Below are 25701 nucleotides of genomic sequence, written 5' to 3'. Positions count from 1 at the left end.
TACGCTGAAGTTCATGACCGAAAGCCCGCGGACCCCCACAGCCATCGATGCCGTCGCCGACAGATGGGTCGATGAGCTCGCAGAACTCGATCCGACGCTCGGCACCTACATCGGGCGCGATGAGGCCAACGATCGGTACGGGGACCTCAGCCCTGAGGGGCACGAGCGCTACGTCGCCGCCGTCCGGAAGACCCGCGCGGAGCTCGCCGCGCTCACTCCGGCCGACGCGATCGACGATGTCACCAAGACCGACCTGCTGAGCGAGCTCGACCTCGAGCTCGAGTTCGACGCCGCGCGCTGGCATCTGCGCGACCTGAACGTGATCGCCTCCGCGGCGCAGGACGTGCGCCAGGTGTACGACCTGATGCCCACCTCGACGGTCGACGACTGGGCTGTGATCGCCCGCAGGCTCGCAGCGATCCCCGACGCGCTCCGCGGTTACACGGCGACACTGCGCGAGGGCATCGACGAGGGTGTCGTCCCCGCCCGTCGACAGGTACAAGAAGTGGCCGGACAGATCGTGCGCTACACGGCGGACGACGGCTTCTTCGCGTCATTCGTGGCAGGTGCCGCGCCCGACGAGGGCGGTCTGCCCGCATCGCTCGCGCGTGACCTGGCCGACAGCGCAGCGGCGGCGCGTGTGGCATACGATCAGCTCCGCGACTTCCTCACCGGGTCTCTCGCACCTGCGGCATCCGAGGTCGACGCCGTCGGCCGTGACCTGTACGCCCTGCACTCGCGGCGCTTCCTCGGGGCGAAGATCGATCTCGACGAGACGTACGAGTGGGGTCGCGAGGAGCTCGATCGGATGGTCGCCGAGCAGACGGCGATCGCGCATGAGATCCTTCCCGGCTCCACTGTCGAGGAGGCCGTCGCTCATCTCGAAGCCGACCCGGCGCGCAAACTCCACGGCACCGAGGCGCTCCAGCGTTGGATGCAGGAGACGAGTGATCGGGCGGTCGCAGAACTCGCGGCCACCCACTTCGACATCCCGGAGAAGATCCGCACCATCGAGTGCATGATCGCCCCCACCCAGGAGGGCGGGATCTACTACACGGGACCGACGGACGACTTCTCCCGCCCCGGTCGCATGTGGTGGTCTGTGCCGGAGGGGGTCACCGAGTTCGACACCTGGCGTGAGCTCACGACGGTCTACCACGAGGGCGTCCCCGGGCATCATCTGCAGATCGCCCAGGCCGTGTACAACCGCGCCGAGTTGAACTCGTGGCGCCGCCTGCTCGCCGGTACCTCCGGCCACGCCGAGGGGTGGGCGCTGTACGCAGAGCGCCTCATGCAACAGCTGGGCTACCTCGACGACCCCGCCGACCGCCTCGGCATGCTCGACGGCCAGCGCATGCGCGCCGCCCGCGTCGTTCTCGACATCGGTGTCCACCTCGGCAAGCCGAGTCTGGACGGCGAAGGGATCTGGGATGCCGACACGGCCCTCGACTTCATGCGCCGGAACGTGAACATGTCCGACGAGTTCGTCCAGTTCGAGGTCAACCGCTACCTCGGCTGGCCCGGTCAGGCCCCGTCGTACAAGGTCGGCCAGCGCATCTGGGAACAGGTTCGCGATGACTACCGTGCCCGTGAGGGCGGCGCCTTCGACATCAAGCGCTTCCACAAGCAGGCGCTCGACCTCGGCGGTGTCGGCCTCGACACGTTGCGCTCCGCACTCCTGAAGAAGTGATCCTCCTGTGATCGAATTCGGCCTCGACACCTTCGGCGACATCTCTCGGGATGCCGCCGGACGGCCCCTCACCGCAGCGCAGACCATTCGCAACGTCGTCGCGCAGGCGGAGCTCGCAGACAGCGTCGGAATCGACTTCTTCGGCGTGGGCGAGCATCATCGCGCGGAGTTCGCCGTCTCGGCGCCGGAGATCGTCCTCGCCGCGATCGCCGGCCGCACGTCGCGCATCCGACTGGGAACGGCCGTCACCGTCCTGTCGTCCGATGACCCCGTGCGGGTCTTCGAGCGCTTCGCGACGCTGGACGCCGTCTCCGGCGGACGCGCAGAGGTCGTGCTGGGACGGGGTTCGTTCGTCGAATCGTTCCCCCTGTTCGGCTATGACCTGCGCGACTACGAGGCCCTGTTCGAGGAGAAGCTGGACCTCTTCGTCGAGCTGCTCAAGGAACAGCCGGTGACCTGGTCGGGGACCATGCGCCCCGCCCTCGAGAACGCCGACGTCTTCCCGAAGACGGAGAACGGTCTGCGCACCTGGGTCGGTGTCGGCGGAAGCCCCGAGTCGGTCCTCAGGGTCGCCAGGCACGGCCTGGGGCTGATGCTCGCCATCATCGGCGGTCCGGCGGCCCGTTTCGCCCCGCTCGTCGAGCTCTATCACCGCTCCGTCGCCACGTTGGGTACGCAGGCGCATCCGATCGCTGTGCATTCCCCTGGGCACATCGCGGCAACGGACGAGGAGGCCTGGGAGGCCGCCTACCCCGGTTTCGAGTCCATGAACAACACCATCGGACGGGAGCGGGGCTGGCCGCCCTACAGCCGTGCGCGGTTCCAGAACGATGTCGGCCCGGCCGGTGCGGTGTATGCGGGTTCCCCGGAGCGTGTCGCGCAGAAGATCGCCGACACCATGCGCACCCTCGGCGTCTCTCGATTCGATCTGAAGTACGCCTCGGGGCCCATCGGGCACGACGAGATGATGCGCAGCATCGAGCTGTACGGCACGGAGGTCATTCCCCGCGTCCGCGAGCTCCTCGCATGAACACGGACGCCACGCGTCCATCGACGCTCTCCGGTCGCCTCGACCGCCTCCCGTTCACCCGTCGTCACCGGCGCCTCCTCACCGGTTCCGGCATCGGCTGGGCGCTGGATGCCATGGATGTCGGGCTGATCTCGTTCATCCTCGCCGCGCTCGCACAGCAGTGGGACATCTCGAAGACCGAAAGCGGATGGATCGCCTCCGTCGGCTTCATCGGAATGGCGCTCGGGGCGAGCCTCGGCGGCCTGCTCGCCGACCGCTTCGGACGCCGACAGGTGTTCGCCATCACGCTTCTCGTGTACGGACTCGCCACCGGCGCGAGTGCGCTGGCCGGTGGCGTGGCGATCCTCCTGGTGCTGCGCTTCCTCGTCGGCCTCGGTCTCGGCGCCGAACTGCCGGTCGCCTCGACGTACGTCAGTGAGTTCGCGCCGGCACGCATCCGCGGACGTCTCATCGTCATCCTCGAGGCGTTCTGGGCTGTCGGCTGGACCGCCGCGGCCCTGATCGGGTTCTTCGTGATCCCCGCCTCCGCGGACGGCTGGCGCTGGGCGTTCGTGCTCGGCGCCATACCAGCCGCCTACGCACTCTTCGTGCGCTGGGGCCTTCCGGAGTCGCCCCGCTGGCTCGCCTCGCGCGGCAGAGCGGACGAGGCGGAACGGATCGTGGCGGCCTTCGAATCGGATGCCGGCATCGCCGCCGCACCAACGTCGTCGGTCGCCGCCCCCGCCGCGGTCATCGCCGCCTCCGCCGGTGCGCGCCTGCGCTCCCTCTGGTCGGCGGAGTTCCGCCTGCGCACCCTGAGCATCTGGCTCGTCTGGTTCTGCGTGAACTTCGCCTACTACGGTGCGTTCATCTGGATCCCCAGCATCCTCGTCGACGCGGGGTACGATCTCGTCCGCTCCTTCGGTTTCACCCTCGTGATCACACTCGCGCAGCTGCCGGGCTATGCCGTCGCCGCCTGGCTCATCGAGGTGTGGGGGAGGCCACTGACCCTGTCGGTGTTCCTCGTCGGTTCGGCGGTCTCGGCCGTCCTGTTCGGCACGGCGAGCGGCGATGCCGCGATCATCGGGTCCGGCATGGCGCTGTCGTTCTTCAATCTCGGCGCGTGGGGGGCGTTGTACGCCGTCACCCCGGAGATCTATCCCACATCGCTGCGCGGGACGGGCTCGGGATGGGCGGCAGGGGTCGGCCGGATCGCATCGATCATCGCCCCTCTGCTCGTTCCCGTGCTGCTGGGAGTCGGTGGAGCCCCGTTGCTGTTCGTCGTGTTCGCCGCCTTCTTCGTCACCGGTGCCGTGGCCGCGTGGGGCCTCGTCGATCGGCGAGGTCAACCGCTCGACGACCGGTGACGCCCGTTCTCCAGGACAGGAATAGGCTGGGGCGGTGACTGGTGTGAGGTTCGTGGCGATCGGCGATTCGTTCTCCGAGGGCGTCGGCGACGAGTTGCCTGATGGTCGGGTCCGCGGATGGGCGGACATCGCCGCGCAGGGTTGGGCGGATGCCGCGGGGCATCCGATCCAGTATGCGAACTTCGCGATCCGCGGAAAACTCGCGTGGCCCATCGTGGAGGAGCAGCTGGAGCCGGCATTGGCCCTCGGCCCGACGCACCTGTCCTTCAACGGCGGTGGCAACGACATGCTGCGGCCGAGGGCGGACATCGAGCACATCGCCGACACGTTCAGCCGCGTCCTCCGCCGATGCGACGAGGAAGGGGTCACCCTCATCCTGCTGTCCGGCGCGAACCCCTCGGGACAGTTGCCGATGGGGTCGCTCATCCAACGCCGAGGCGACGCGCTCTCCGCGGCGGTGCTGCGCCGAGTGGCCGATCGACCGGACGTCGTGCGCGCCCTCAACTGGCCCGACCGAGAGCTCTCGACAGGCGCCTACTGGTCGGACGACCGGCTGCACATGAATTCGAACGGGCACCACAGGGTCGCCGCGCGAGTGCTGCACGCCCTCGGGTACGAGCCGCCGGCCGAATGGTGGTCTCCGGCGGAGCGCGGAGCGGGGACCGCCGGAATGGCCTACTACCGTCAGCATGTCGGCCCGTGGATGCGTCGACGGATCACCCGGACATCCTCCGGAGACGGGCGCACGGCGAAGTACCCCACCTGGGTCGAACGGACGCCGCAGTGAGCCGCATGCGCGGTCGGCGGCTTCCGCGCCGGATCGCGCAACTGCTCGTCGGCCTGTTCCTCTACGGGATCGGGATCGCCTTCATGGTGCGCGGCGGGATCGGTGCCGCCCCGTGGGACGTCCTGTCGCAGGGCATCTCGCATCACGTCCCGCTCACGTTCGGCGTCATCACGATCCTCATCAGCGTCGTCGTGCTCCTGCTGTGGCTCCCGCTCCGTCAGAGATACGGCATCGGCACCCTGCTCAACGCGCTCCTGGTCGGACCGTCGGCGGATGTGGGTCTGCTCGTCATTCCTGCGGATGCCCCGCTCTGGGTGGGAGTGCTGTTCTTCGTCGCCGGCCTGCTCATCCTCTCCGCCGCGACCGGTCTGTACATCGGTGCCCGATTCGGACCGGGCCCCCGTGACGGTCTGATGACGGGGCTGCATGCGAGGACCGGCTGGCCGATCTGGATCGTCCGGACGGGGATCGAGGTCGTCGTGGTCGCCATCGGCTGGGCGCTCGGGGGCACCGTCGGAGTCGGGACGGTGGCGTTCGCCTTGCTGGTGGGACCTCTGTGCCAGTTCTTCATGCGGATCTTCGACATCCGTCTCCCCGCTCGCACGGAGACCGTGCCGAGATGAGCGACATCCAGATGGCGCGGATCCCCTCGGGCCGTGTGACCATGCACGACGCACGCCGCCGCACTCGGCGAACGGTGGATCTCGACAGCTTCGAGATCGGCGTCTATCCCGTGACCGAGGAGCAGCTCGCCGAGGTGCTCGGCGTCGCGGCCCGGCATCCCGACCGGCCTGCCTCCGACCTCAGCTGGCTGCGTGCCGTGCATCTGTGCAACGCGGCGTCCGAGTGGGAAGGCCTGGACCCGGCATACACGTTCGACGGCGAGGACGTGTCCTGGCACGTCGACAGCGACGGGTACCGGCTGCCGACGGAAGCCGAGTGGGAGTACGCGTGCAGGGCGGGATCGACCGGCCCGCATTACGGTCCGCTGGCGGACATCGCGTGGACGGCCGCGGACGGCGTCGCCGCGCCGCAGCCGGTCGGCGGCAAGCACCCGAACCTCAACGGACTGTTCGACACCCTCGGCAACGTCTGGGAGTGGTGCTGGGACCTGTTGGACCCCGCTCGCTACGACGACTACCGTGTGTTCCGCGGCGGCGGCTACGCCGATGATGCGTGGAGCGTGCGCGCCTCGGTGCGCCGGGGTGGGGCACCGCGCATGCACCACGAGGACGTCGGCGTGCGGCTGGCGCGCGGAGGCTTCGACACGATCGGGGCGGCGCAGGGGTGGTCCGCCGCCGCCGACGAGGAGCGTGCGTTCGAAAGCGGTGCGTCGCCATCGGGATGGACGCCTCGGCGAAAGCGCTGAAGCGGCCTACGACAGCGCGACAGCGCTTGTCAACCCGTGTGCGTGCGCCGATAGACCCTGCCAGCATCGTGGTCTGACAAGCCAGAGCGCTTGAGGAGTGCCGACCTTCGGCACCCCGGGAAGGAAGACCATGAGCATCGGTACTGGAGTGGTGCTGTTCGTGATCGGCGCGATCCTCGCGTTCGCTGTCAACGTCCAGGTCGAGTGGGCGAACCTCGATCTGATCGGCTACATCCTCATGGGCGCCGGAGCGGTCGTCTTCATCGTCGGGCTCGTCCTGCTCGCGCGCCGCCGTCAGACGAACTCGGTGACGCAGACCTCTGTGGACCCGGCATCCGGTTCGCAGACGACCCGGCGCAGCACCAGCACCCCGGAAGACCCCGCCGCGCTCTGATCGCACCGCCATCGAGATCGCCCGTACCGTCATCGGTGCGGGCGATCCGTGTGTCATCCCCTTCTCCTGCGCTCCGGGTCGAGGCCGATCCGAATACGTGTGCGCTTGCGCTCGATGACGATCATGACCGCTCCGAGCAGCCAGAGCGGGACCTGCGTGAGGAACGCGAGGCGGAAGGCGTCAAGAGAATAGGTGTCGGGGCTTCCCGCTCCCTGCAGGTCGAGCATGAGTCCGATGAGGAAGATCGCGATGAGCGCGGCGAGGAATCCTCCCGCGTTCGTCAGGCCCGTCGCGGTGCTCAGCCGATGTGCAGGGTTGTGCGTGCGCGCGTGATCGAATGCGATCATCGACGCAGGGCCCCCCACCGCGAGAGCCAGGACGAGGACGACGAGAAGCCACACGGGCGCCAGCCCTGGCCAGGCGATCACGATGAGCCAGGCCGCGAGCTGGACGGCCACGGTCGGCAGGACCAATGCGAGTGATCGACGGGTGGGGATCCGGCGGGAGAGCTCGCCGAGGACAGGGCCGACGAGCATGCCGCCGATGACGAAGAGGGACAGGAGCCCGGCCGCGACGGTGGTGGGTTGTCCTTCACCGGCGGTGAGGAACGGCATTCCCCACAGCAGTACGAAGGCGGTGCCGGCGAAGGGCGTGGTGAAGTGCGACCAGAACGCCAGTCGCGTGCCGGGGTGCGCCCATGCGGCGCGGATGCCGACCGCCGTGTCGATCGACGACGTGACCACCTGGACGACACCCGTGTCGGTGTTGACCGTCACGTCGGCGGTGCGCTCCGGCGGACGGTTGCGCACCAGGGCCCAGACGAGGACGGCGAAGAGGATGCCGAGGCCGGCGATGCTGCCGAAGGTGATCGTCCAGCTGGTGGCGTGCAGGAGCGCGGCGACGGGAACGAGCGCCACGAGCTGCCCGAGCTGGCCGAGCTGACCGGTCAGCTGCATCATCAGCGGCCCCCGCTGAGCCGGGAACCAGGTCGCGACCAGACGGAGAGCGGCGGGGAACACCGCGGCGTCCCCTGCACCGAGGAGCACCCGTGCGACCAGGGCGATGCCGATGCTGGGGGAGAGGGCCATGACCAGTTGCCCGAGCGCCATCAGCACTATGCCGATGGCCATGATCGGACGGGACCCGTACCTGTCCAGCAGCACGCCGACCGGGATCTGCATACCCCCGTACACGCCCAGCTGGACGACGGCGAACAGCGACAGCGTCGCAGCATCCGCGTGGAAGCGCTCGGCGGCATCGACGCCGACGGCACTGAGCGACGCCCTGTTCGCGATCGCGAGCATGTACGCGGCGACCGCGACGGACCAGATCATCCAGCCGCGCCACCCCGGTGTGGAGCGCGGCAGGGGAGAGGTCACGTCTCCACGCTACTCTCCGCTGCGGCTCCGGCGGCGGAGGGCCGACGGGCCGGGGGTGTCGCGGAACGCCCTGGCACGGCACACTCGAACCATGACGTCCGCTTCGTGGGTGCTGCATGTCGATATGGATCAGTTCATCGCGGCCGTCGAGGTGCTGCGCCGCCCTGAACTCGCCGGGCGTCCCGTCATCGTCGGCGGGAACGGCGATCCGACGCTGCGCGCTGTCGTCTCGACGGCGTCATATGAGGCGAGGGCGTTCGGGATCGGCTCAGGGATGCCGATGAAGATCGCCGCGCGGAAGGCACCGCCCGACGCCGTCTTCCTGCCTGTCGATCATGCGGCGTACGAAGAGGCATCGGCCAAGGTCATGGGGGCGCTGCACACGGTGCCCGGCGTACGGGTGGAGATCATCGGTTGGGATGAGTGCTTCCTCGGCGTGCAGACGGACGATCCGGAGCAGGTGGCCGAGCAGGCGCAGCGTGCGGTGCGGGAGGCGACCGCGCTGGAGTGCTCGGTGGGCATCGGAGACAACAGGGTGCGGGCGAAGATCGCAACCGACTTCGGCAAGCCGGGCGGGATGTTCCGCCTCACGGCGGAGAACTGGTTCGAGGTGATGGGGGAGCGACCGACCCGGGACCTGTGGGGCGTCGGGCCCAGGGTGCAGAAGCGGCTCGCCGGACACGGCATCCGGACCGTCCGTGAGCTCGCGGACGCGGATGAGGCCGAGCTCATCGCCGAGTTCGGGCCGAAGATGGGCGTCTGGTATCACGGTCTGGGGTCCGGTCAGGGCCCTGCCGCCGTCGATGACACGCCATGGGTGGCGCGCAGTCACAGCCGCGAGACGACCTTCCAGCAGAATCTGACGACGCGTGAGCAGGTCCAGGATGCCATCCGATCGCTCGCGAGACAGGCGTTCGACGACTGTGCGGTCGAGGGACGCCCTGTCGTGCGCGTGCATCTGAAGGTCCGCTACGCGCCGTTCGAGACCAGGACGTCCGGACGCGCACTGCCCGCGCCGACGCGGGACCGTGACGCCGTCGTCGACGCCGCCCTCGCACTGGCTGGCGCGATGGATGCCGAGCGCGAGGTGCGTCTGCTGGGGGTACGGGCGGAGATGACGCCACCCGGTGCGGCCGAGGAGGTCGAACGCACGCCCGTACGCGGCCGGATCTGAGTCCGACCGTCCTGCTCCCGGATTGTGGGCCGGGAGCCCACCACGGAGCAGGGGAGAGGTGGCGTCAGCTCTCCGGGTCGTACCCGAACGCGCGCAGTTCCTGGCGGCAGCGGCATGCCCTGGCAAGCTTCGCCGCCCATGTGACGGCCTCCTCGTACGTCGGCAGGTCGAGGATGGCGTATCCGCCGTCGATCCGGGCAGTCTGGGGGTAGGTGCCGGGCGACGTCCGGCCGTCTGCGGCGACTCTGACGGGCGGGACGGTCTCGTCGATGCCGCCTCCGAAGATCCAGACGCCGGCGGCCTTCGCCTCCCGGACGACCGCGTGCGATGCCTGCACGACCTCATCGAACTCGTCGTCGGGGATGTCCATCTCGCCGCTGGGGAAGGAGATCAGATACGCGGTCATGTCGCACCTCCAGGGTCAGGTTACGACCGAGAGGAGACGGCGTCGAGAGCATGCTCGTCGTCATCCTCGTTGAGCGAGTCGATAGGACGGCCGCCGCAGCGCCTGCACCCAGCGATACGGCGACGCCCCCGGAAGCGGGTTGGTGTCGATGTTGAAGCGCAGATTCGGATCGTCATCCGGGCGGGATCGGTCCAACCGCACGTCAGCGAACGGATGCCATCTGCCTCGGGGAGTGGCGAACGAGAGACGCAGCATCCACGGCTCTTCGTCCACCGACCGCCGCAGCGCGGCGGTGCCGGAGGGCAGCTTCCGCACAGGCATGGACCGTGCACACAGGAGGATCGGTCCTCGGGCCGTGCGGTACGGCAGCACGCTGCACAGGGTGGCGCGCGACGGTGACAGTCGTGGCACCAGGAGGTGGCGGCCGGGGAAGCCGAGCCCGGTGGAGGCGAGCTGCAGGTCGGTGCGTGCGCCATCGTGTTCCCAGCGGATGCCGATTCCATACACATCCGGAAGACACGCAGGTAGCCCCACCGCGCGTGAGACCCGAGCGACGACCTCGACGTCGCCGTCCGGCGGATCGTCGATCCATCCGATTCCCGATGGGACCGCTGCGCGCCGAGGCGTCATCCAGCCGTCGAAGACTGCACCCGACGAGTGGATGGGACGCGGTCGGCGCAGCAGGAGCAGGACCGCCACGCCGCCTCGCAGCAGCCAGCCGGCGACGCGCGAGACGACGAGCGGCATCGTCAATGCTTCCGTCGCGGCGAGCGCCGAAGAGGGGCGAGGAGCAGGACGACGGCGGCGACCCAGGGACCTGCGACGATGATCGGGTCGAGCCACGCGTGTCGGGGATCGAGGCGGCCCCTTCCGAAACGCGATGTCACCGGCCGATGACGCGGTTCGGAGAGCACCCCCGTCTGCGTCACCGGCTCATCGGGGTGCCGGGTGAAGAACGATCGGACGTGCGCTCCGACGGATTCGGTTCTGTCGCCGAGCACGAGGATGAGCCAGCGCAGGTTCTTCGTCTCGCTGAGGTGATCGTAGGCGAATCGGCGGATCCGCCCCGAGATCCCGTGGAGCGGTTGCACGGTCCCGTAGACCGGCGTAAGCATCGCATGCTCGATGGATCGTTCGCGGCGTGGGTCATCGGCCTGCCGATCGGGGAAGCTCCAGTGGGCTCCCGTCGGCTCGAGGTCCTCACGCTGCTGCCACGTGCGGCGGTGCTCCGGTGGGAGATCCGCGCCCCAGCCGGGAATCCTCGCTCGGAGGTCCTCGGCCGACGGCGCCAGATCGGGCTTCTCGGATTCGTAGGGCATGGTCATTCCTCTCCGACGATCACGACCGGCTTGATGCAGTCGTCGAGTTTCGCTGAGAAAACGTGGTACGCCTCGGCGATGTGCTCCAGCGGGAACCGGTGAGTGAGAAGGTCGCTCGGGCGCAGGTGCCCGTTCTGGATGTGTTCGAGCAGGCGGGGCCACTGACGTTTGACGGGCGCTTGGTTCGCGCGGACGGTCAATCCCTTGTTGACGATGTCTCCGAGCCGGACGGATGAGACGATCGGGCCGTAGGCGCCGATGACCGACACCGTGCCACCCTTCCGTGCAGAGTCGATCGCCCAGTTCACGGCCACGGGTGAGCCGCCCTGCAGCTTCAGCTTCGCGCCGGTCACGTGCTGCAGGACGCTCCCGTCCGCCTCCGCGCCGACGGCATCGATCACGACATCCGCGCCCAGGTAGTCGGTCGCCTTCTTCAGCGCGAGGACGATGTCGCCCACCTCCGACAGATGGATCGTCTCCGCGAACGCGAAGGTCTTCGCCTTCTCCAGTCGGTAGTCGATGTGGTCGACGACGATGACCCGGCCCGCGCCGAGGAACCACGCCGATCGCGCCGCGGCCAGTCCGACAGGGCCGGCGCCGAAGACGACCACCGTGTCGCGCTCGGCGATGTCGCCGAGCTGGGCACCGAAGTAACCGGTCGAGAACGCGTCCGTCAGCATGAGCGCGTCTTCCGAGCTCAGCCATTCCGGGATCACGGAAGGTCCCACATCGGCGAAGGGAACCCGGACGAATTCCGCCTGCCCGCCGTCGTAACCGCCCGTCGTGTGCGAGTAGCCGTAGATGCCGCCGACGGCGGTGGCGTTCGGATTGACGTTGTGGCAGTTCGAGAACAACCCGCGGCTGCAGAAGTAACAGCTACCGCAGTAGATGTTGAACGGGACCATCACGCGGTCGCCGCGCTGGAGGTTCTGCACCGACGGTCCGACATCCTCGACGATTCCGACGATCTCATGTCCGAAGGTGTGGCCGATGCGCGTGTCCGGCATCATGCCGTGGAACAGATGAAGATCGGAGCCGCACACCGCGGCACGTGTCACGCGGACGATGGCGTCGTTCGGATGCTGGATCTTCGGGCGCGGTTTCTCTTCGACGCGGATCTTGTACGGTCCGCGGTACGCCATGGCCTTCATCGGGTCACGCGCATTCTCGGGGCGCGCGGTGCGAGTCGTCGACCCGCGGGCATGGCGTTCGGGGGAGTGGGATCCGCTGCTGGGGTCATCTGCTGCTCCTCGATCGTGGCGGGGACGGTCTCTGCTCGACCGCAGTGGTCGACGGTCCGACAGTAATGAGAAGAGACCCCGCAGAAGAGGGCATTGACGATGTGGGGTCGGCGTCGTAGTTTGCGCGGCCTGCGGGCCGGACGATGGCCGGGGGAGTGCGGACGAGGACCGGGCGATCGCAGCCCGCAGCGCACAGCCCATGGAGTGTCCGAGGTCTGCTGTAGCGTGACGCCCACCGGCCATGTACTCGGCTCCGAGGAGAGTGTTCATGATGCAGTTGAACGGTTTCGGCAATGTGGTTCTGCCCGCGCGGGATCTGCCCGCGAGCATCGCTGCCTGGACGGCGTTGCTCGGTCGAGAACCCGCGTTCCACAGCGACGAGTTCGCCGCGTTCTCCGGAGATGGCGTGGAGATCGGGCTGACCGCGGCGCCGTGGGTGGATCATCCGCTGGTCTTCTGGACGGTCGAGGACATCGAGCAGGCCCATCGAGCGCTCGTCGCCGCCGGGGCCACGGCGATGACCGAGGTCGCCGACGGATCCCTCGCCGAGCTCGGCACCGCCGAGGCCGCCGAGGGTGACAACATCGATCCGGGCACCGGGATCGTCGACATGCCCGGCGCCCGTCTCGCCGTGTTGAAGGCGGCCGACGGCAACCTGATCGGTATCACGCAGGAAGTACCGATGGACTGGTCGGTCGACGAGTCGTGAGCGCCGGTGTGCGCGCACTCACGCGGCGAGTCCTGAACCGGACGCTGCTGGAGCGGCAACTGCTGACCCGCCGCGTTTCTCGGACCCCACGGGAGGCGATCGAGCATCTCGTGGCGATGCAGGCGCAGGTGCCGAACGGACCCTATGTGGGGCTGTGGGCCCGGTTGGAGAACTTCCGGCGCGACGACCTCACGTCCCTGCTGGAGGGCCGGGACGTGGTGCACGCGACCATGTTGCGTGGGACGCAGCATCTGGCCCGCGGCGAGGACTTCGGTTGGCTGCGGGCGACGGTCGCGACGCTCGTGCGGAGCGCACTGGCCCAGCCGTACTACGCGGCGCAGATCGAGGGGATCGATCCGGACGAGCTCGGCCGCGCCGGGCGGGGGATGCTGACCGGCAGGACGCTGCAGCGCCGGGAGCTCGGCGACCTGCTCGTCCACCGTTTCCCCGGCCGCAGCCCTGGCCGGCTTGCCGAGGCCTTCGAGCTGCTGGAGGCGCTGGTGCATCCACCCCCTCACCCCATCTGGGGCGGGTGGGGGCATCGCCGTGGGACACCGGTCGCCTTGGCCGACGAGTGGCTCTCCCGACCGATCGCCGACGCATCACAACCCGAGACGATGGTGCTGCGCTACCTCGCCGCATTCGGTCCGGCCTCTGTCATGGACGTCCAGGCCTGGTCGGGGATGACGCGACTCCGCGAGATCGTCGAAGGGCAGCGGCCGCGCCTGCGCGTCTTCCGGGATGAACAGGGAGCAGAGTTGTTCGACCTGCCCGACGCGCCGCTCGGCGAACCGGACGCTCCAGCACCCGTCCGGTTCCTGCCCGCCTTCGACAATGCTGTTCTCGGGCACCGGGACCGGACCCGGGTGATCAGCGAGGAGAATCGTCGACGTATCGCACCCCGGGCGTCCGCGGGCGTACCTCTGTTCCTCGTCGACGGCTTCGTCGAAGGAAGCTGGAGCCTGACCCGCGATCAGTTGCGCATGGCGCCCTTCCGGCCGCTGACGGATGCCGAGACAGCAGCTGTGCGGGACGAGGCCACCCACCTGGCCCGATTCGTCGCGCCGGACGGCACAGAGCCGGCGATCATCATGACGTGAACGTGGTCGGCGTCGAGCCTGCTCGTCGCGGTCGGGAACGGCTGTCATCACGCCTGAGGAGGGTGCCACCTGCACTGAGGGCAGATGCGGGGGAGCGCACCCGGGTTTTCGATTACCGACCGGTGACTCGGCGTACTCGTGACGGGCGTTCTGATTGTCGAGAGCGCTCGTCCGACTCTGCGCCGAATACGTACCACACGCGTTTCGGCGCCGTGAGGTTTCGGCGGTGGGTTTCGGCGGGTCAAGGTCGGCGTGTCGCGCGCATGAAGGTCATCACCGGCCGGATTGCCGTAAACGATCGTTTTAGGCAGGGTCCAGAGCTAAGGCTTGGAACGCCTGCCACAAACGTTCGTCATAACTAGCAAACGGCAAGGGTTTTCGGCGACGGTGGAACGGTGACTCGCACGCGGAGCGGACCGTTGGGATCAGCGTTGCATTCCCTATTCGGGCATACCGTTGTACCCGGGCGGTGTCAGCCACACGTGGGCGGCTACCACCTTGCGTCCGCTCTCCTGCGCATTGCGGAGAGAGGGGACGTTTCCGGGATGGATATGGCCCCAGAGCACGTCATGAGGAGCCGAGGGTAGCTCTCGGCACAGCCGTTGCAGGGCGGCGACGCCGATCTGTTGTCCACGGTGGTCTGAGTCGAGAACAATCTCCTGAACGCAGAAGCCGGTGAACCCGTAGGCATCATCCCGCTCAGCCGCAATGAGGCCTGCTGAGGTGCCGTTGACTCGAACGTCGAAAAGAAGATTCTCGTCGGCGGCGTCCTCGAGCGCATCGGCGTCGGCCGGCGTGGCCCATTGTTCGAGTTGTGGCCGCGACGGCGCCAGCTCGTCGTAGATTGTTGCGACGCGTGCTGCCGCTGCCGCAGGCTCGCAAGGGACGAGCGAAACATCGTCGTATCGGCTGGCGACCGGCCGCGCAAGCATCTCGGCCACGGGGCGCCCCACTATGAGCAGATCCGGGGTGGCTCGTCCAGCATCCGCATTCGAAGCAGCAAGCGCTTGAAGTTCCCTCGCCGGATCAGGCATGTTGACCCGCAGGCATAGTGGCGAGAATGCGCTGAAGTGCGGCAGAACCTCGCCGAGAGCAGCAAGGCCTGAGGGCACAGGAGGAAGCGATGTTGCGATCACGTCCACAAACGGCTTCTCGATGTCTCGGCCCCGGAAGCGGATGCCCACGACAGCCCAGTGTCCATCCGACAGCTCGATTAGCCGGTTGGCCCAGGCCAAAGGATCCTGGACGGGGAGCTGGACCATGTCGCGGATCTGACCGCCCCACTCCGCATCGCCCACGAGCGCGAGGCTTGGCTCAAGCCATTGAGCCAAGTTGTCTCGCCACTGAGGCGACCAGTGCTTGATCTGTGGCGAGGTCCATCTCTCGGCAGCAAGTACTACATCGGGGGTTGTCATCGAGGTGAGCCTATCCCGAGGAAGACTTGCGCCTGTCCACCACATCATCGCGGGGCCTGGCGATCTCGGCATTGCGCCCCCGCCGAAAACGATCGTTTTCGGCGGGCACCATCATCGAAACAAGCACCGCCCCCTACCGCCTCGCCCACACCCGGTAGGCAGGCCCGGCTGCTCAACTCGAGGCGGCGGAGGACCACTCAGTCAGGCAGACGGCGTTGAGTCTGGCCGGCTGCCAGCAGGCGCGGCCTGAGAGACGTCCGTCCAGACCTCGGTCATCTCACAAATCAGCCCGTCCCTTACTCGGACGAACGTCGCACACTCGAAGTGATCCACGCCTTCACGACCTCGCCCCGTGACATGGGAGCGACAGGCCGCTCGGCCCGAATCTCCGACAATCTCTTCGACACGCAAGTGCTCGAATCCTGGATACTCCGCGTTCAGCCGAATCCAGGACGCTCGATCGAAGGACTCCCCAGTGTGAACGTATCGGCACGAGAAATCGTCATGAAGAAACGCGCCCAAGTCTCCCCAGCGGTGATCATCAATCGCGGACATCAGGCCACCCAGCAACTCAACAGCAATCACGCCCCCAGGCTACCGACCCTGGCCGACACCCACCGGCCGCTGAATCTGTCGGCCCAAAGCTCGTTCTGAACATCATCTGCGCGGGCGTCAGAGAGGGCGCCATTCGCTCATGCCGGCACCGATCGTTCTCGGCGAGTGCAGATGGCCCGTGCGGCGGCGCCGACTGTGCCGGAGCCGACGGCTCGGGTGCGGACTGCTCGGTTGCCAATGAGATGCCACACTTCCGCGTCACCCGTCCAAAAGCCTCGTCAATCCGTGGTTACGCCGGACGTTTGCGGTAGGCGTGCCGAGCTGGGCGCAGCAACCCCGCCGTAAACGATCGTTTTCGGTCGGTCAACTATGCGCTGTACCGGCGGACGCGGCCGCGCGACTCAATGTCGCGCTGCACGCCGCTTACGCTGGCTCGGCAGGAAGCCGAGCGCCACCGGAACAATGATCCCGAGGGCACAGACGATGGCGAGGACCGGAGTGCTCATACAACCGATGGTCCCATGGATGGCGCGTCACGGGTACCGCAACGATGCGACGACGTCTTCGGCGATCACGAGGCGGCTCCACCGCAAACGATCGTCACCGGCGGGCCTACCCGCGCCAGGGTGGGAGAGCGCATCCGCGCAGACCTGTCAGCTTCGAACTGACATAATGTGCATTATCGGCTTTACCCTACGCCGGACACGGAGCGCGTTTCCGCGTCGAATAGTCAGCGCGTCTCCGTACACGCCACTCACCACGGAGCCCACAGCACACGTGTCGCTGTACGCACGGGCCTGACGGTCGCGCCCATGCAGGTCGCAGTCGCCTTCACACTCGAGGCGATCCTCACACTCTGCGGCCTTCCCGCCGGCGCGCCACTGCGACGATCATCGAATCTGCCGGAGACCATCCGCGTACCCGGTCCCGGCGGCAACCCATTCGAGCACCCGTCAGACGTGCGCACCTCGACGCAGAACTCGAGAGCTGCGTCGAGGTCGATTCCCCCGGAAGTCCCAGCACGCCCGCACGAGAGGCGCAATCTCGTATCGTTGGTATGACCAACATAACATCGATCGTTGGTTCGACCAAGGAAAAGCTCATGCCCGCGACACGCGACCTCCCCACCTGGCTGCTCGGTAATGCCGCTCTGCGCGCCCACCGCATCCTCTCCGACCGTCTCGCCGACGCCGGTGCTCGAGGCTACGAGTACCGGATCCTCGAGGCGCTTTCCGATGCCACTCCCCTGTCGCAGGTCGACATCGGTTCTCGGGCGCGGCTCGACAAGCGCGACGTGGCCGTGACACTGACCGTGCTCGACGACTCCGGATACGTCGTGCGCCGGCCCGACCCCGCAGACGCCAGACGGAACGTCGTGGAGCTGACGGACGCCGGACGCGCGCGTCACGAAGAACTCGCGAGCATCGTCGAGGACGTGCAGGAACACGTGCTCGCGCCCCTGGACCCGGTGGACCGCGAGTCCTTCATCGCCGCGCTCCGCCTGCTGCAGCCGCTGACCTGACTGCTCAGGCCCCGACGTACTGGGCCAGGTGCTCGCCTGTCACCGTCGAGCGCGCGGCCACGAGGTCGGCAGGCGTCCCCTCGAACACCACGGTGCCCCCGTCATGGCCCGCACCGGGGCCGACGTCGATGATCCAATCAGCATGCGCCATCACCGCCTGGTGGTGCTCGATGACGATCACCGTCCGTCCGGCGTCGACCAGTCTGTCCAGGAGTCCCAGGAGCTTGTCCACGTCGGCGAGATGCAGTCCGGTGGTCGGTTCATCCAGCACGTAGACGTCGCCCTTCTCGCCCATCTGGATGGCGAGCTTGACGCGCTGACGCTCGCCGCCCGACAGCGTCGACAGCGGCTGGCCGAGCGAGAGGTACCCGAGCCCGACGTCCTCCAGGCGCGCGAGGATCGCCACGACAGCGGGGATCTTCGCATCGGCGCCCGAGAAGAACTCCCGCGCCTCCGCAACCGGCAGGTCGAGCACCTCGGTGATGTCCTTGCCTGCGAGCTTGTAGTCCAGGACCGCGGACTGGAAGCGCTTCCCTCCGCAGTCCTCGCACGGCGTCTCGATCGTGTCCATGAACCCCAGCTGCGTGACGATGACGCCGGAGCCCTTGCACGAGGGGCACGCGCCCTCCGAATTCGCGCTGAACAACGCGGGCTTCACACCGTTCGCCTTGGCGAAGGCCTTGCGGATGGGTTCCAGCATCCCGGTGTACGTGGCCGGGTTGCTCCGGCGAGACCCCTTGATCGCACTCTGGTCGATGCTCACCACGCCCTCACGCCCCGACACGGATCCGTGGATGAGCGAGCTCTTCCCCGATCCTGCGACTCCGGTCACCACGGTGAGCACGCCGGTGGGGATGTCGACGTCGACGTCGCGGAGATTGTTGGTGGCGGCGCCGCGCACCTCGATGGTTCCCGCGGGCTCACGCACCGCGTCTTTGAGCGCGGCACGGTCGTCGAGGTGCCTGCCGGTGAGGGTGCCGCTCGCGCGCAGGCCGTCCACGGTTCCCTCGAAGCAGATCTCTCCTCCGGCGGATCCCGCGCCGGGACCGAGGTCCACCACACGGTCGGCGATGGCGATCGTCTCCGGCTTGTGCTCGACGACGAGCACCGTGTTGCCCTTGTCCCGCAATTTGAGCAGGAGCGCGTTCATCCGCTCGATGTCATGCGGATGGAGTCCGATGGTCGGCTCGTCGAACACATAGGTGACGTCGGTGAGGGATGAACCGAGGTGACGGAGCATCTTGATGCGCTGCGCCTCTCCCCCGCTCAGCGTCCCGGAGGGGCGCTCCAGGCTCAGGTACCCGAGCCCGAGGGTCACGAACGCCCCGAGGTTCGCCCGGAGCGCCTCGAGCAGCGGCCCCGCCCCTGGGAGATCGAGTCCGTTCACCCACTCGGCGAGGTCGGTCACCTGCATGCGGCACGCATCGGCGATGCTGATGCCGTCGATCTTCGACGAGCGCGCCCCCTCGGTGAGGCGCGTGCCGTCGCACTCCGGGCATGTCGCGAACGATGCGACTCGTTCGACGAACGCCCTGATGTGCGGCTGCAGCGCATCGATGTCCTTCGACAGCATCGACTTCGTGATCTTGGGGATGAGCCCCTCATAGGTCATGTTGATCCCGGAGATCTTCACCTTCGTCACCTCGCCGTAGAGGAAGAGGTGACGCTGCTTCTCCGTGAACTCGGCGATCGGCTTGTCCGCCGGATAGAAACCCGACTGCGAGAAGCCCTTCACCATCCAGCCGTCGGCCGTGTACCCCGGCACCATGATCGCCCCCTCGTCGAGCGACTTGGACTCGTCGACGATCTGAGCGAGGTCCAGATCGGACACCGCTCCCCTGCCCTCGCATCGGGGGCACATGCCGCCGAGGTAGATCGCATCCTTGACGATCTTCTTCTCGCCGCCGGGCCCGGTCATCACACCGCTGGCCTTCTGCGTCGGGATGTTGAAGGAGAAGGCGGTCGGCCCGCCGATGTACGGCTGCCCGAGTTTCGAGAACAGGATGCGCAGCATCGCGTTGGCGTCGGTGACGGTGCCCACCGTCGATCGAGGGTTCGCGCCGAGCCGCTCCTGGTCGACGATGATGGCGGTGGTCAGCCCCTCGAGGAGATCGACGTCCGGCCTCGGCGCGGACGGCATGAAGCCCTGCACGAAGGCGCTGTAGGTCTCGTCGATCATCCGCCGGGACTCCGCGGCGATCGTGTCGAACACCAGCGAGCTCTTCCCCGAGCCGGACACGCCGGTGAAGACGGAGAGACGCCGCTTGGGGATGTCGAGATCGACGTCTTTGAGATTGTTCTCTCTCGCGCCCCGGACTCGGATGAGATCGTGCGAATCGGCAGGAGGGATTGCCTCAGTCATGGGGAGAATCCTGCCACGGACATCCGACATCGGCACCCCCGTCGGCGCTACGCTGAGCATGTCCTCACAGGACCTTCACAGAAAGGCATGCACATGTCTGAGTCGCTCACCGAGGCGAAGTCGCTGTTCACATCCATCCGGATCACGCTGGCGGTGTCGGGCGTCGTCGCGCTCATCGCGGGGATCGTCCTGCTGGCATGGCCATTGAAGACCGCGATCATCGTCACCGGCATCATCGCCGCCTACCTCGTCATCGCGGGACTCGTCTACGTCGGTCTGGGAATCTTCTCCGGCAAGAAGGGCGGATGGTCCAGGGTCGGTCACATCGTCCTCGGCGTGCTCTACATCGTCGCGGGCGTCGTCGCCTTCCTCAACCTCACCGCGGCCACCATCACGCTCGCATTCGTGACCGCGATCTTCCTCGGGGTCAGCTGGATCGTCGACGGCATCGTCTCGCTCTCGCTGCTGAACAAGGACGGATCGAAGGCGTGGACGATCATCTACGCCATCCTCAGCATCGCCGCCGGCGTGATCGTGCTGTTCTCGCCGCTGCTCGCTGCCGTCGCCCTCTGGTGGGTTCTGGGGATCACGCTCGTCGTCCTCGGCATCATCCAGATCGTCCGCGCGATCACGCTCGGACGCGACGAGAAGGCCGCCACCACTCCCCCGCCGACCACGTCCGTTCCGCAGGCGGGCAGCAGCAACGTCTGATCGCTCGGGAGCGAATCAGACTCAAGTTCATGTGAAAGGGGCCCTGCCGGATGGCAGGGCCCCTTTCACATGAACGTCATTCGGCGATGAACCCGCTGGTGTCGCCCACGAGGCGGGTGTTGTCCGCCGGAACCGGGTCGACCGCGGCCTTGGCCACCTCGGCCGCGAACTCGGACACGTTGTAGAGGCGACCGGCATCCTCGCGACGAGCCGAGATCGCCCCGGGGTTCGCGCGCTCCAGGAGGGTCGCCGTGATCGTGCCCTCGATCATGTCGCCGGACACGACGGTGAACCCAATGCCCTTCTCTTCGAGCGCGGGAATGAGGGCGCGCAACGCATCCTCGCCCGCACGCTTGGAGAGCGCGACGGGCTCGTACTCGGGCATCGTCGGCGTCGTGCGGATGAAGTGGGCCTGGTGGCTCGTCACGAAGACGATGCGGGAACCCTCGCCGAGAAGCGGGAGTGCGGCGTTGAGCACGTTGAGCTGTGCATCGCGGTTGAGCGTGAGCGCGTAGTCCTCGGCCATACCGGACTCCATGCCGCCGGAGGCGTTGAGCACGAGGATGTCGATGCGTCCGTACTCCGCACGGACCTGCTCGAGCATCTGCGACACCGAATCCGGGTCGGTGAGATCCGCACCGGCGACGAGCGCCCGTCCGCCGAGCTCGCGCAACTGGGCGGCGAGCTTCTCGGCGCGCGGGGCCTTGTTGCGGAAGTTGATCACGACATCGGCGCCCGCCTCGGCGAAATACCGCACGGTGTCCGCGCCGATGCCTCGGGACGAGCCGGTGACCAGCGCGACCTTTCCGGCGAGAGAACCTGCGGGCAGAACGTCGGTCACAGTGACTCCTTGCGATGCGTGAGGGCCGCGAGATCAGCGGCCCGTTCACTTTACCAACGGTCCTGCTCGAGCCGCCGACCCCGTCCGGCCGCGTGATAGGTTGACCGCAAAGGAGGGGCCATGGACGACGCATCCGTCTTCATCGACCTGATCACCGAGTGGGCATGGATCGGCTGGCTGGTCCTCATCGCGGTGTTCCTCGTCATCGAGATGCTCACGCTCGATTTCACCTTCCTCATGCTCGCGCTCGGCAGCGCCGTGGGCCTCGTGACCGGACTGGTCGGCGTCCCATTGTGGGCGCAGCTGATCATCGCCGCCGCTGCGGCCGCGCTGTTCATCCTCTTCATCCGCCCTCCGTTGCTGCGTCGATTGCACCGCGGAGAGGATCCGACGAAGTCCAACGTCGACGCCCTCATCGGGCTGCGCGGCACGGCGCTGGCCGACATCACGCAGGTCAGCGGCCAGGTGAAGGTCAGCAACGGGGACACCTGGACCGCCCGCACCGACACCGGAGTCCCGATCCCCCTCGGCGCCCCCGTGACGATCGCCGCCATCAACGGCGCCACCGCGATCGTCCGCCCCGCGGCGGACTGACCGCACACGAAGAGAAGGAGAACACGTGAACGACTCCTCGTTCATCCCGACAGCGATCGGCTGGATCCTGGCGATCGCCGTCATCATCTTCGTGGTGGTGACGGTCGCCCGCTCGATCCGCATCATCCCGCAGGCCACCGCCGGCGTCGTCGAGCGGCTGGGTCGATACCACAAAACGCTCACCCCCGGTCTGAACATCCTCGTGCCGTTCATCGACCGCCTCCGCCCGCTCATCGACATGCGCGAGCAGGTCGTCTCGTTCCCGCCCCAGCCGGTGATCACCGAGGACAACCTCGTCGTCTCGATCGACACCGTGGTCTACTTCCAGGTCACGGACGCCAGGGCAGCCACCTACGAGATCGCGAACTATCTCGGCGCCGTCGAGCAGCTGACGACCACGACCCTTCGTAACGTCGTCGGTGGCCTCAACCTCGAAGAGGCACTGACCAGCCGCGACAACATCAACGGCCAGTTGCGCGTCGTCCTCGACGAGGCCACCGGCAAGTGGGGCATCCGGGTCGGACGAGTCGAGCTGAAGGCCATCGACCCGCCCCTTTCGATCCAGGACTCGATGGAGAAGCAGATGCGCGCCGAGCGCGATCGGCGCGCGGCGATCCTCACGGCCGAGGGGACCAAGCAGTCCGCGATCCTCGAGGCGGAAGGTGCGCGGCAGGCGGAGATCCTCCGCGCCGAGGGTGACAAGCAGGCCGCAGTCCTCCGCGCACAGGGCGAGGCGGAAGCCATCCAGAACGTGTTCGCCTCGATCCATCAGGGCGCCCCCGACGACAAGCTTCTCGCGTACCAGTACCTGCAGATGCTTCCGAAGATCGCCGACAGCGAGTCGAGCAAGCTCTGGATCGTGCCGAGCGAGCTGACGGAAGCGCTCAAGGGCATCGGCAGCGCGTTCACACCGCGCCAGGGTCCGCCGCCGGCCGGTACTCCGGGAGCGTGACGCACCCCTACTTCGCGCGCACGCGGCATCCTCGGATCCTCGCCCATCGCGGTCTCACCTCGACGCGCGGTGACGGCCCGGCGGTCTGGGAGAACACCGCGGCGGCGTTCGCTGCCGCGCACGCCGCCGGTGCCGAGTACGTCGAGACCGATTGTCGCGTGACCGCGGACGGCGATGTCGTGCTCTTCCATGACGAGACCCTCGCACGACTCGCCGGCGACGAACGCCGTGTCGACGAGGTGCGCACGATGGAACTCGCCGAGATCCTCGCGCCGCACGGCGGGCTGCTGACGGTCACGGAGATGCTCGAGATATTCCCCGACACGCGGTTCAACATCGATGTGAAGTCGGATGCCGCGGTGGATCCGGTCGGACGCTCAGTGGCCGCGCACACTCACCGTGTGCTGTTGACGAGCTTCTCCGAGGGACGCCGCAGACGCGCGGTGGAGGCGGCGATGGCGGCCGGCGCCTCCCTTCGTCCCGCGACGTCCGCCGGCAAGGCGAGCATGGTGCAGGTGCGCCTGCTGAGCGCGCTGCGCCTCTCCCCCGGGCGCGTGCTGCGGGACCTCGACGCCCTGCAGATCCCGGAGCGCTACGGGGCGGTGCGCGTCCTCACCCCGGCGCTGCTGCGAGCTGCGCACCGGCACGACACCGAGATCCACGTATGGACGATCAACGACCCTGATGCCATGCGGCGACTTCTCGACCTCGGCGTCGACGGGCTCGTCACCGACCACGCCGACGTCGCTCTCGCGGCACTCGCCTGAGCCGAAGACGAGGCCCTGGGATTCGACTGTGAATCCCACCGCGAACCCGGGGGCATTGAGCCTGCGCACAGGCGCGAGCGGTATACCTGAGGGCGACGAGAGGACCACAAAATGGCAGATCGCAGCCTGCGCGGCATCCGACTCGGCGCCCAGAGCCTACAGAGCGAAGAGGGCGTCGTTTTCATGGAGCGCCGCGAGACCACCTACAAGTGCGACACGTGCGGCAGCACGACGTCGCTGATGTTCGCCGCTGACGCAGAGCCCCCGCAGACCTGGGAGTGCCGCTCCTGCGGCGCCGAGGCTGTCCTGAGCGTCGACGGCAAGACCATCACGCCGGATGCCGCGGACGAGAAGACCGCGCGCACCCACTGGGACATGTTGCTCGAGCGTCGCACGCGCGCCGAGCTCGAGGAGCTCCTCGAGGAGCGCCTCGCCTTCATCCGTGCCCGCCGCGGTGCCGGCGAGGACCCCACCCGCGAGAAGATCGCCTAACCCGTTCTCCGGGCGCGCCACCACCCGACCAGGAGCGCGCCCAGTCCGCCCCACAGCAGCACCTGCTGCAGCCAGGGGCCGAGGATGACACCGGACGTGAGGCCGGAGCGAAGCTCGACCGTCTCGAGCATGGCTCCGGCCTCGTCCGCGTCCAGGGAAGCGATCGTCGAGCCGTCCGGCGCGATCATCTGGCTCGCCCCCACCGTGGAGATGTTCACCACGCTGCGACCGGTCTCGACGGCTCGCATGCGGGCGAAGGCCAGCTGCTGCTGGTTCTCGTCCGTTCCACGGAAGTCGGCGTTGTTCGTCTGGAACACGAGGACCTCCGCCCCACCGCGGACGCCCTCGTCGATGACGTCGTCGTAGATCACGTCGAAGCAGATCGCGAGCCCCACGCGGACATCGTCGACCTCGACGATCGGCGGGTTCGTGCCGTGCGTGTACTCCCGGCCGATCAGACCGATCAGATCGGGCACGATCGCGTAATAGAAGTCGCGATCGGGGACGTATTCGCCGAACGGCACCGGATAGCGCTTGTCGTGGGTCTGATCGGCCGTGCCGTCGGGCATCCAGAGCATCGAGGTGTTGAAGTACTCGTCCCCGCGCGCCGTCGCGGCGTTGGCGAGCAGGGGCGCACCGGCGCGATTGCTGACGAGCGTCATGCGACGCGCCAGGTTCGCATCCTGGAACGGGTCGTGATCGAGCCCGCCCTCCGGCCAGACCAGCAGATCCATCTCCTCGCCGTACAGCGGTTCGGTGGCTTCGGTCTGCGCGCCGATCACGGAGTACGGCTCCCGCTCGTCGAAGTATCCGGTCGGCCCGTCGCCCTGCACGGCTCCGATACGCATCGTCCCCGCGTCCACCGTCGGAAAGGCGGGGGTCACGAACAGGACGATCACCACGACCACCGGCGCGATGAGGCGCACCGGACGCTGCCACGCGCGCAGACGGACGACCTCGATGATCATCGCCACGGCGAGGACCATGACGAAGCTCACACCGCTGACGCCGAGCCAGGAGGACAATGCGGCGAGCGGGCTCTCCGACTGGGTCATGCCGAGGCGCGCCCAGGGGAATCCGGTGTACGGCCAGGAACCGAGGAAGAGCTCCCTGCCTACCCACAGGGCGGCGACGACCGCCGGTAGCACCAGGAGTCGCCCTGCGACGCCGGGGAAGGCGCGTGGGAGCCAGCGGTAGGCCAACGTGATGAGGATGACCGCGACGGCGGTCAGCGCGGCCTCCAGCAGCGCGAGAGCCGCCCAGGGGATAACGCCGAGATAGCGGGATGTCCATGAGACCAGGAGGAAGAAGAAGACCGCCCCGTAGACGAAGCCGACCAGGATTGCTCCGCCTGCGCGACGCCCGATCAGCGACAGAAGGAGGAGCGCGATGGCGAGGAACGCGAGGATCCAGGCACCGACGGACGGGTAGGCGAGGTCCATCAGCCAGCCGGCCAGAGCCGCCACCGGCACGGCGAGCCAGAGCGGGAGCAGGGCGCGTGGACGTCGTACGGGCGCGGCGGAGGGTGATGACATTCGGATCGCTC

Annotated in this window: 26 protein-coding genes; 16 read left to right on the top strand and 10 right to left on the bottom strand. The window is 67.8% G+C overall.

The features are described from left to right. Positions 1-13 precede the first annotated feature (13 nt). From HD600_RS13100 to HD600_RS13070, 7 genes are all read left to right on the top strand, one after another. Positions 14-1690 (top strand): DUF885 domain-containing protein, encoded by a 1677-nt coding sequence (locus tag HD600_RS13100; RefSeq protein WP_184284168.1) that lies wholly within the window; start codon positions 14-16, stop codon positions 1688-1690. Positions 1691-1697: 7 nt separating this feature from the next. Continuing rightward, a complete protein-coding gene (locus tag HD600_RS13095) occupies positions 1698-2720 on the top strand; it encodes an Atu2307/SP_0267 family LLM class monooxygenase (RefSeq protein WP_184284166.1) in 1023 nt (340 codons plus the stop codon). Next, positions 2717-4066, top strand: a complete 1350-nt coding sequence (locus tag HD600_RS13090; RefSeq protein WP_184284164.1) for an MFS transporter — start codon at positions 2717-2719, stop codon at positions 4064-4066. Before HD600_RS13095 ends, HD600_RS13090 begins: the two co-directional genes overlap by 4 nt. Positions 4067-4100: 34 nt before the next feature. Continuing rightward, positions 4101-4853, top strand: coding sequence for a GDSL-type esterase/lipase family protein (locus tag HD600_RS13085; RefSeq protein WP_184284162.1), 753 nt, complete (start codon positions 4101-4103; stop codon positions 4851-4853). Positions 4854-4858: 5 nt separating this feature from the next. Beyond that, a complete protein-coding gene (yczE, locus tag HD600_RS13080) occupies positions 4859-5476 on the top strand; it encodes a membrane protein YczE (RefSeq protein ID WP_184284857.1) in 618 nt (205 codons plus the stop codon). After that, entirely contained in the window at positions 5473-6222 is a 750-nt protein-coding gene (locus HD600_RS13075; RefSeq protein WP_144796109.1) for a formylglycine-generating enzyme family protein, read from the top strand. Before yczE ends, HD600_RS13075 begins: the two co-directional genes overlap by 4 nt. Before the next feature lie 130 nt (positions 6223-6352). Next, complete coding sequence (locus HD600_RS13070) at positions 6353-6616, top strand: DUF6458 family protein (protein WP_144796108.1); 264 nt, start codon at positions 6353-6355, stop codon at positions 6614-6616. A 53-nt stretch (positions 6617-6669) separates the two neighbouring features. Here HD600_RS13070 and HD600_RS13065 read toward each other — a convergent pair whose 3' ends face one another. After that, positions 6670-7950 (bottom strand): MFS transporter, encoded by a 1281-nt coding sequence (locus HD600_RS13065; RefSeq protein WP_184284856.1) that lies wholly within the window; start codon positions 7948-7950, stop codon positions 6670-6672. Positions 7951-8086: 136 nt separating this feature from the next. Between HD600_RS13065 and HD600_RS13060 the strand changes: the two genes are divergently transcribed. Beyond that, complete coding sequence (locus HD600_RS13060; RefSeq protein WP_184284160.1) at positions 8087-9169, top strand: DNA polymerase IV; 1083 nt, start codon at positions 8087-8089, stop codon at positions 9167-9169. Positions 9170-9233: 64 nt separating this feature from the next. Here HD600_RS13060 and HD600_RS13055 read toward each other — a convergent pair whose 3' ends face one another. Genes HD600_RS13055 through HD600_RS13040 form a run of 4 tightly spaced genes read right to left on the bottom strand, consistent with a single transcriptional unit; the run spans position 9234 to position 12045 of the window. After that, on the bottom strand, positions 9234-9575 hold the full coding sequence (locus HD600_RS13055; RefSeq protein ID WP_144796106.1) for a YciI family protein: 342 nt from the start codon (positions 9573-9575) through the stop codon (positions 9234-9236). A gap of 60 nt (positions 9576-9635) precedes the next feature. Next, the gene (locus tag HD600_RS13050; RefSeq protein ID WP_184284157.1) at positions 9636-10322 is read right to left on the bottom strand and encodes a hypothetical protein; all 687 of its coding nucleotides are present in this window, start codon (positions 10320-10322) and stop codon (positions 9636-9638) included. A gap of 2 nt (positions 10323-10324) precedes the next feature. Beyond that, the gene (locus HD600_RS13045) at positions 10325-10894 is read right to left on the bottom strand and encodes a hypothetical protein (protein WP_144796104.1); all 570 of its coding nucleotides are present in this window, start codon (positions 10892-10894) and stop codon (positions 10325-10327) included. Between the two features lie 2 nt (positions 10895-10896). Beyond that, positions 10897-12045: a zinc-dependent alcohol dehydrogenase gene (locus HD600_RS13040; protein ID WP_184284155.1), complete on the bottom strand. Its 1149-nt coding sequence runs from the start codon at positions 12043-12045 to the stop codon at positions 10897-10899. A gap of 358 nt (positions 12046-12403) precedes the next feature. Here HD600_RS13040 and HD600_RS13035 point away from each other — a divergent pair, with 358 nt between their 5' ends. Together HD600_RS13035 and HD600_RS13030 are read left to right on the top strand one after the other, a co-directional pair. Then, positions 12404-12844, top strand: a complete 441-nt coding sequence (locus tag HD600_RS13035; RefSeq protein ID WP_144796102.1) for a VOC family protein — start codon at positions 12404-12406, stop codon at positions 12842-12844. Continuing rightward, entirely contained in the window at positions 12841-13944 is a 1104-nt protein-coding gene (locus HD600_RS13030) for a DNA glycosylase AlkZ-like family protein (protein WP_184284153.1), read from the top strand. The genes HD600_RS13035 and HD600_RS13030 overlap by 4 nt, the downstream gene beginning before the upstream one ends. A gap of 440 nt (positions 13945-14384) precedes the next feature. Here the strand turns inward: HD600_RS13030 and HD600_RS13025 are convergent, their stop codons facing one another. Together HD600_RS13025 and HD600_RS15265 are read right to left on the bottom strand one after the other, a co-directional pair. Next, positions 14385-15359: a GNAT family N-acetyltransferase gene (locus HD600_RS13025; protein ID WP_184284151.1), complete on the bottom strand. Its 975-nt coding sequence runs from the start codon at positions 15357-15359 to the stop codon at positions 14385-14387. 201 nt (positions 15360-15560) lie between these two features. Beyond that, positions 15561-15914, bottom strand: coding sequence for a nuclear transport factor 2 family protein (locus HD600_RS15265; protein ID WP_366211442.1), 354 nt, complete (start codon positions 15912-15914; stop codon positions 15561-15563). A gap of 1102 nt (positions 15915-17016) precedes the next feature. Here HD600_RS15265 and HD600_RS13015 point away from each other — a divergent pair. After that, positions 17017-17436 (top strand): MarR family winged helix-turn-helix transcriptional regulator, encoded by a 420-nt coding sequence (locus tag HD600_RS13015; RefSeq protein ID WP_184284149.1) that lies wholly within the window; start codon positions 17017-17019, stop codon positions 17434-17436. 4 nt (positions 17437-17440) lie between these two features. Here the strand turns inward: HD600_RS13015 and HD600_RS13010 are convergent, their stop codons facing one another. Then, positions 17441-19798, bottom strand: coding sequence for an ATP-binding cassette domain-containing protein (locus tag HD600_RS13010; protein WP_184284147.1), 2358 nt, complete (start codon positions 19796-19798; stop codon positions 17441-17443). 93 nt (positions 19799-19891) lie between these two features. Here HD600_RS13010 and HD600_RS13005 point away from each other — a divergent pair, with 93 nt between their 5' ends. Further along, on the top strand, positions 19892-20509 hold the full coding sequence (locus HD600_RS13005; RefSeq protein ID WP_144796085.1) for an HdeD family acid-resistance protein: 618 nt from the start codon (positions 19892-19894) through the stop codon (positions 20507-20509). A gap of 76 nt (positions 20510-20585) precedes the next feature. On the opposite strand, the gene HD600_RS13000 is transcribed toward HD600_RS13005, so the two are convergent. After that, positions 20586-21350: an SDR family oxidoreductase gene (locus HD600_RS13000; RefSeq protein WP_144796084.1), complete on the bottom strand. Its 765-nt coding sequence runs from the start codon at positions 21348-21350 to the stop codon at positions 20586-20588. Between the two features lie 120 nt (positions 21351-21470). Between HD600_RS13000 and HD600_RS12995 the strand changes: the two genes are divergently transcribed. From HD600_RS12995 to HD600_RS12980, 4 genes are all read left to right on the top strand, one after another. Beyond that, positions 21471-21944, top strand: coding sequence for an NfeD family protein (locus HD600_RS12995; RefSeq protein WP_144796083.1), 474 nt, complete (start codon positions 21471-21473; stop codon positions 21942-21944). Between the two features lie 25 nt (positions 21945-21969). After that, positions 21970-22896 carry an SPFH domain-containing protein gene (locus HD600_RS12990; RefSeq protein ID WP_144796082.1) on the top strand — a complete coding sequence of 309 codons (927 nt, stop codon included), beginning with the start codon at positions 21970-21972 and terminating at the stop codon, positions 22894-22896. Further along, on the top strand, positions 22893-23663 hold the full coding sequence (locus tag HD600_RS12985) for a glycerophosphodiester phosphodiesterase family protein (RefSeq protein ID WP_184284145.1): 771 nt from the start codon (positions 22893-22895) through the stop codon (positions 23661-23663). Before HD600_RS12990 ends, HD600_RS12985 begins: the two co-directional genes overlap by 4 nt. Before the next feature lie 111 nt (positions 23664-23774). Continuing rightward, positions 23775-24155: an RNA polymerase-binding protein RbpA gene (locus tag HD600_RS12980; RefSeq protein WP_144796080.1), complete on the top strand. Its 381-nt coding sequence runs from the start codon at positions 23775-23777 to the stop codon at positions 24153-24155. On the opposite strand, the gene lnt is transcribed toward HD600_RS12980, so the two are convergent. After that, a complete protein-coding gene (gene lnt, locus HD600_RS12975) occupies positions 24152-25690 on the bottom strand; it encodes an apolipoprotein N-acyltransferase (RefSeq protein ID WP_184284143.1) in 1539 nt (512 codons plus the stop codon). The two genes, HD600_RS12980 and lnt, sit on opposite strands and share 4 nt — an antisense overlap. Positions 25691-25701 lie beyond the last annotated feature (11 nt).

Source organism: Microbacterium ginsengiterrae, assembly GCF_014205075.1.
Classification (GTDB): Bacteria; Actinomycetota; Actinomycetes; order Actinomycetales; family Microbacteriaceae; genus Microbacterium; species Microbacterium ginsengiterrae.
The sequence above is the reverse complement of the archived record's forward strand: the minus strand, read 5'-3'. Positions and strand labels throughout refer to the sequence as shown.

Excerpts from the sequence above, each read along its gene's own strand:
- HD600_RS13100 (WP_184284168.1), top strand. The coding sequence starts at position 14 with ATGACCGAAAGCCCGCGGACCCCCACAGCCATCGATGCCGTCGCCGAC.
- HD600_RS13090 (WP_184284164.1), top strand. The coding sequence starts at position 2,717 with ATGAACACGGACGCCACGCGTCCATCGACGCTCTCCGGTCGCCTCGAC.
- yczE (WP_184284857.1), top strand. The coding sequence starts at position 4,859 with ATGCGCGGTCGGCGGCTTCCGCGCCGGATCGCGCAACTGCTCGTCGGC.
- HD600_RS13075 (WP_144796109.1), top strand. The coding sequence starts at position 5,473 with ATGAGCGACATCCAGATGGCGCGGATCCCCTCGGGCCGTGTGACCATG.
- HD600_RS13070 (WP_144796108.1), top strand. The coding sequence starts at position 6,353 with ATGAGCATCGGTACTGGAGTGGTGCTGTTCGTGATCGGCGCGATCCTC.
- HD600_RS13065 (WP_184284856.1), bottom strand. The coding sequence starts at position 7,950 with ATGATCTGGTCCGTCGCGGTCGCCGCGTACATGCTCGCGATCGCGAAC.
- HD600_RS13060 (WP_184284160.1), top strand. The coding sequence starts at position 8,087 with ATGACGTCCGCTTCGTGGGTGCTGCATGTCGATATGGATCAGTTCATC.
- HD600_RS13055 (WP_144796106.1), bottom strand. The coding sequence starts at position 9,575 with ATGACCGCGTATCTGATCTCCTTCCCCAGCGGCGAGATGGACATCCCC.
- HD600_RS13050 (WP_184284157.1), bottom strand. The coding sequence starts at position 10,322 with ATGCCGCTCGTCGTCTCGCGCGTCGCCGGCTGGCTGCTGCGAGGCGGC.
- HD600_RS13045 (WP_144796104.1), bottom strand. The coding sequence starts at position 10,894 with ATGCCCTACGAATCCGAGAAGCCCGATCTGGCGCCGTCGGCCGAGGAC.
- HD600_RS13040 (WP_184284155.1), bottom strand. The coding sequence starts at position 12,045 with ATGAAGGCCATGGCGTACCGCGGACCGTACAAGATCCGCGTCGAAGAG.
- HD600_RS13035 (WP_144796102.1), top strand. The coding sequence starts at position 12,404 with ATGATGCAGTTGAACGGTTTCGGCAATGTGGTTCTGCCCGCGCGGGAT.
- HD600_RS13025 (WP_184284151.1), bottom strand. The coding sequence starts at position 15,359 with ATGACAACCCCCGATGTAGTACTTGCTGCCGAGAGATGGACCTCGCCA.
- HD600_RS15265 (WP_366211442.1), bottom strand. The coding sequence starts at position 15,914 with ATGTCCGCGATTGATGATCACCGCTGGGGAGACTTGGGCGCGTTTCTT.
- HD600_RS13015 (WP_184284149.1), top strand. The coding sequence starts at position 17,017 with ATGCCCGCGACACGCGACCTCCCCACCTGGCTGCTCGGTAATGCCGCT.
- HD600_RS13010 (WP_184284147.1), bottom strand. The coding sequence starts at position 19,798 with ATGACTGAGGCAATCCCTCCTGCCGATTCGCACGATCTCATCCGAGTC.
- HD600_RS13005 (WP_144796085.1), top strand. The coding sequence starts at position 19,892 with ATGTCTGAGTCGCTCACCGAGGCGAAGTCGCTGTTCACATCCATCCGG.
- HD600_RS12995 (WP_144796083.1), top strand. The coding sequence starts at position 21,471 with ATGGACGACGCATCCGTCTTCATCGACCTGATCACCGAGTGGGCATGG.
- HD600_RS12980 (WP_144796080.1), top strand. The coding sequence starts at position 23,775 with ATGGCAGATCGCAGCCTGCGCGGCATCCGACTCGGCGCCCAGAGCCTA.
- lnt (WP_184284143.1), bottom strand. The coding sequence starts at position 25,690 with ATGTCATCACCCTCCGCCGCGCCCGTACGACGTCCACGCGCCCTGCTC.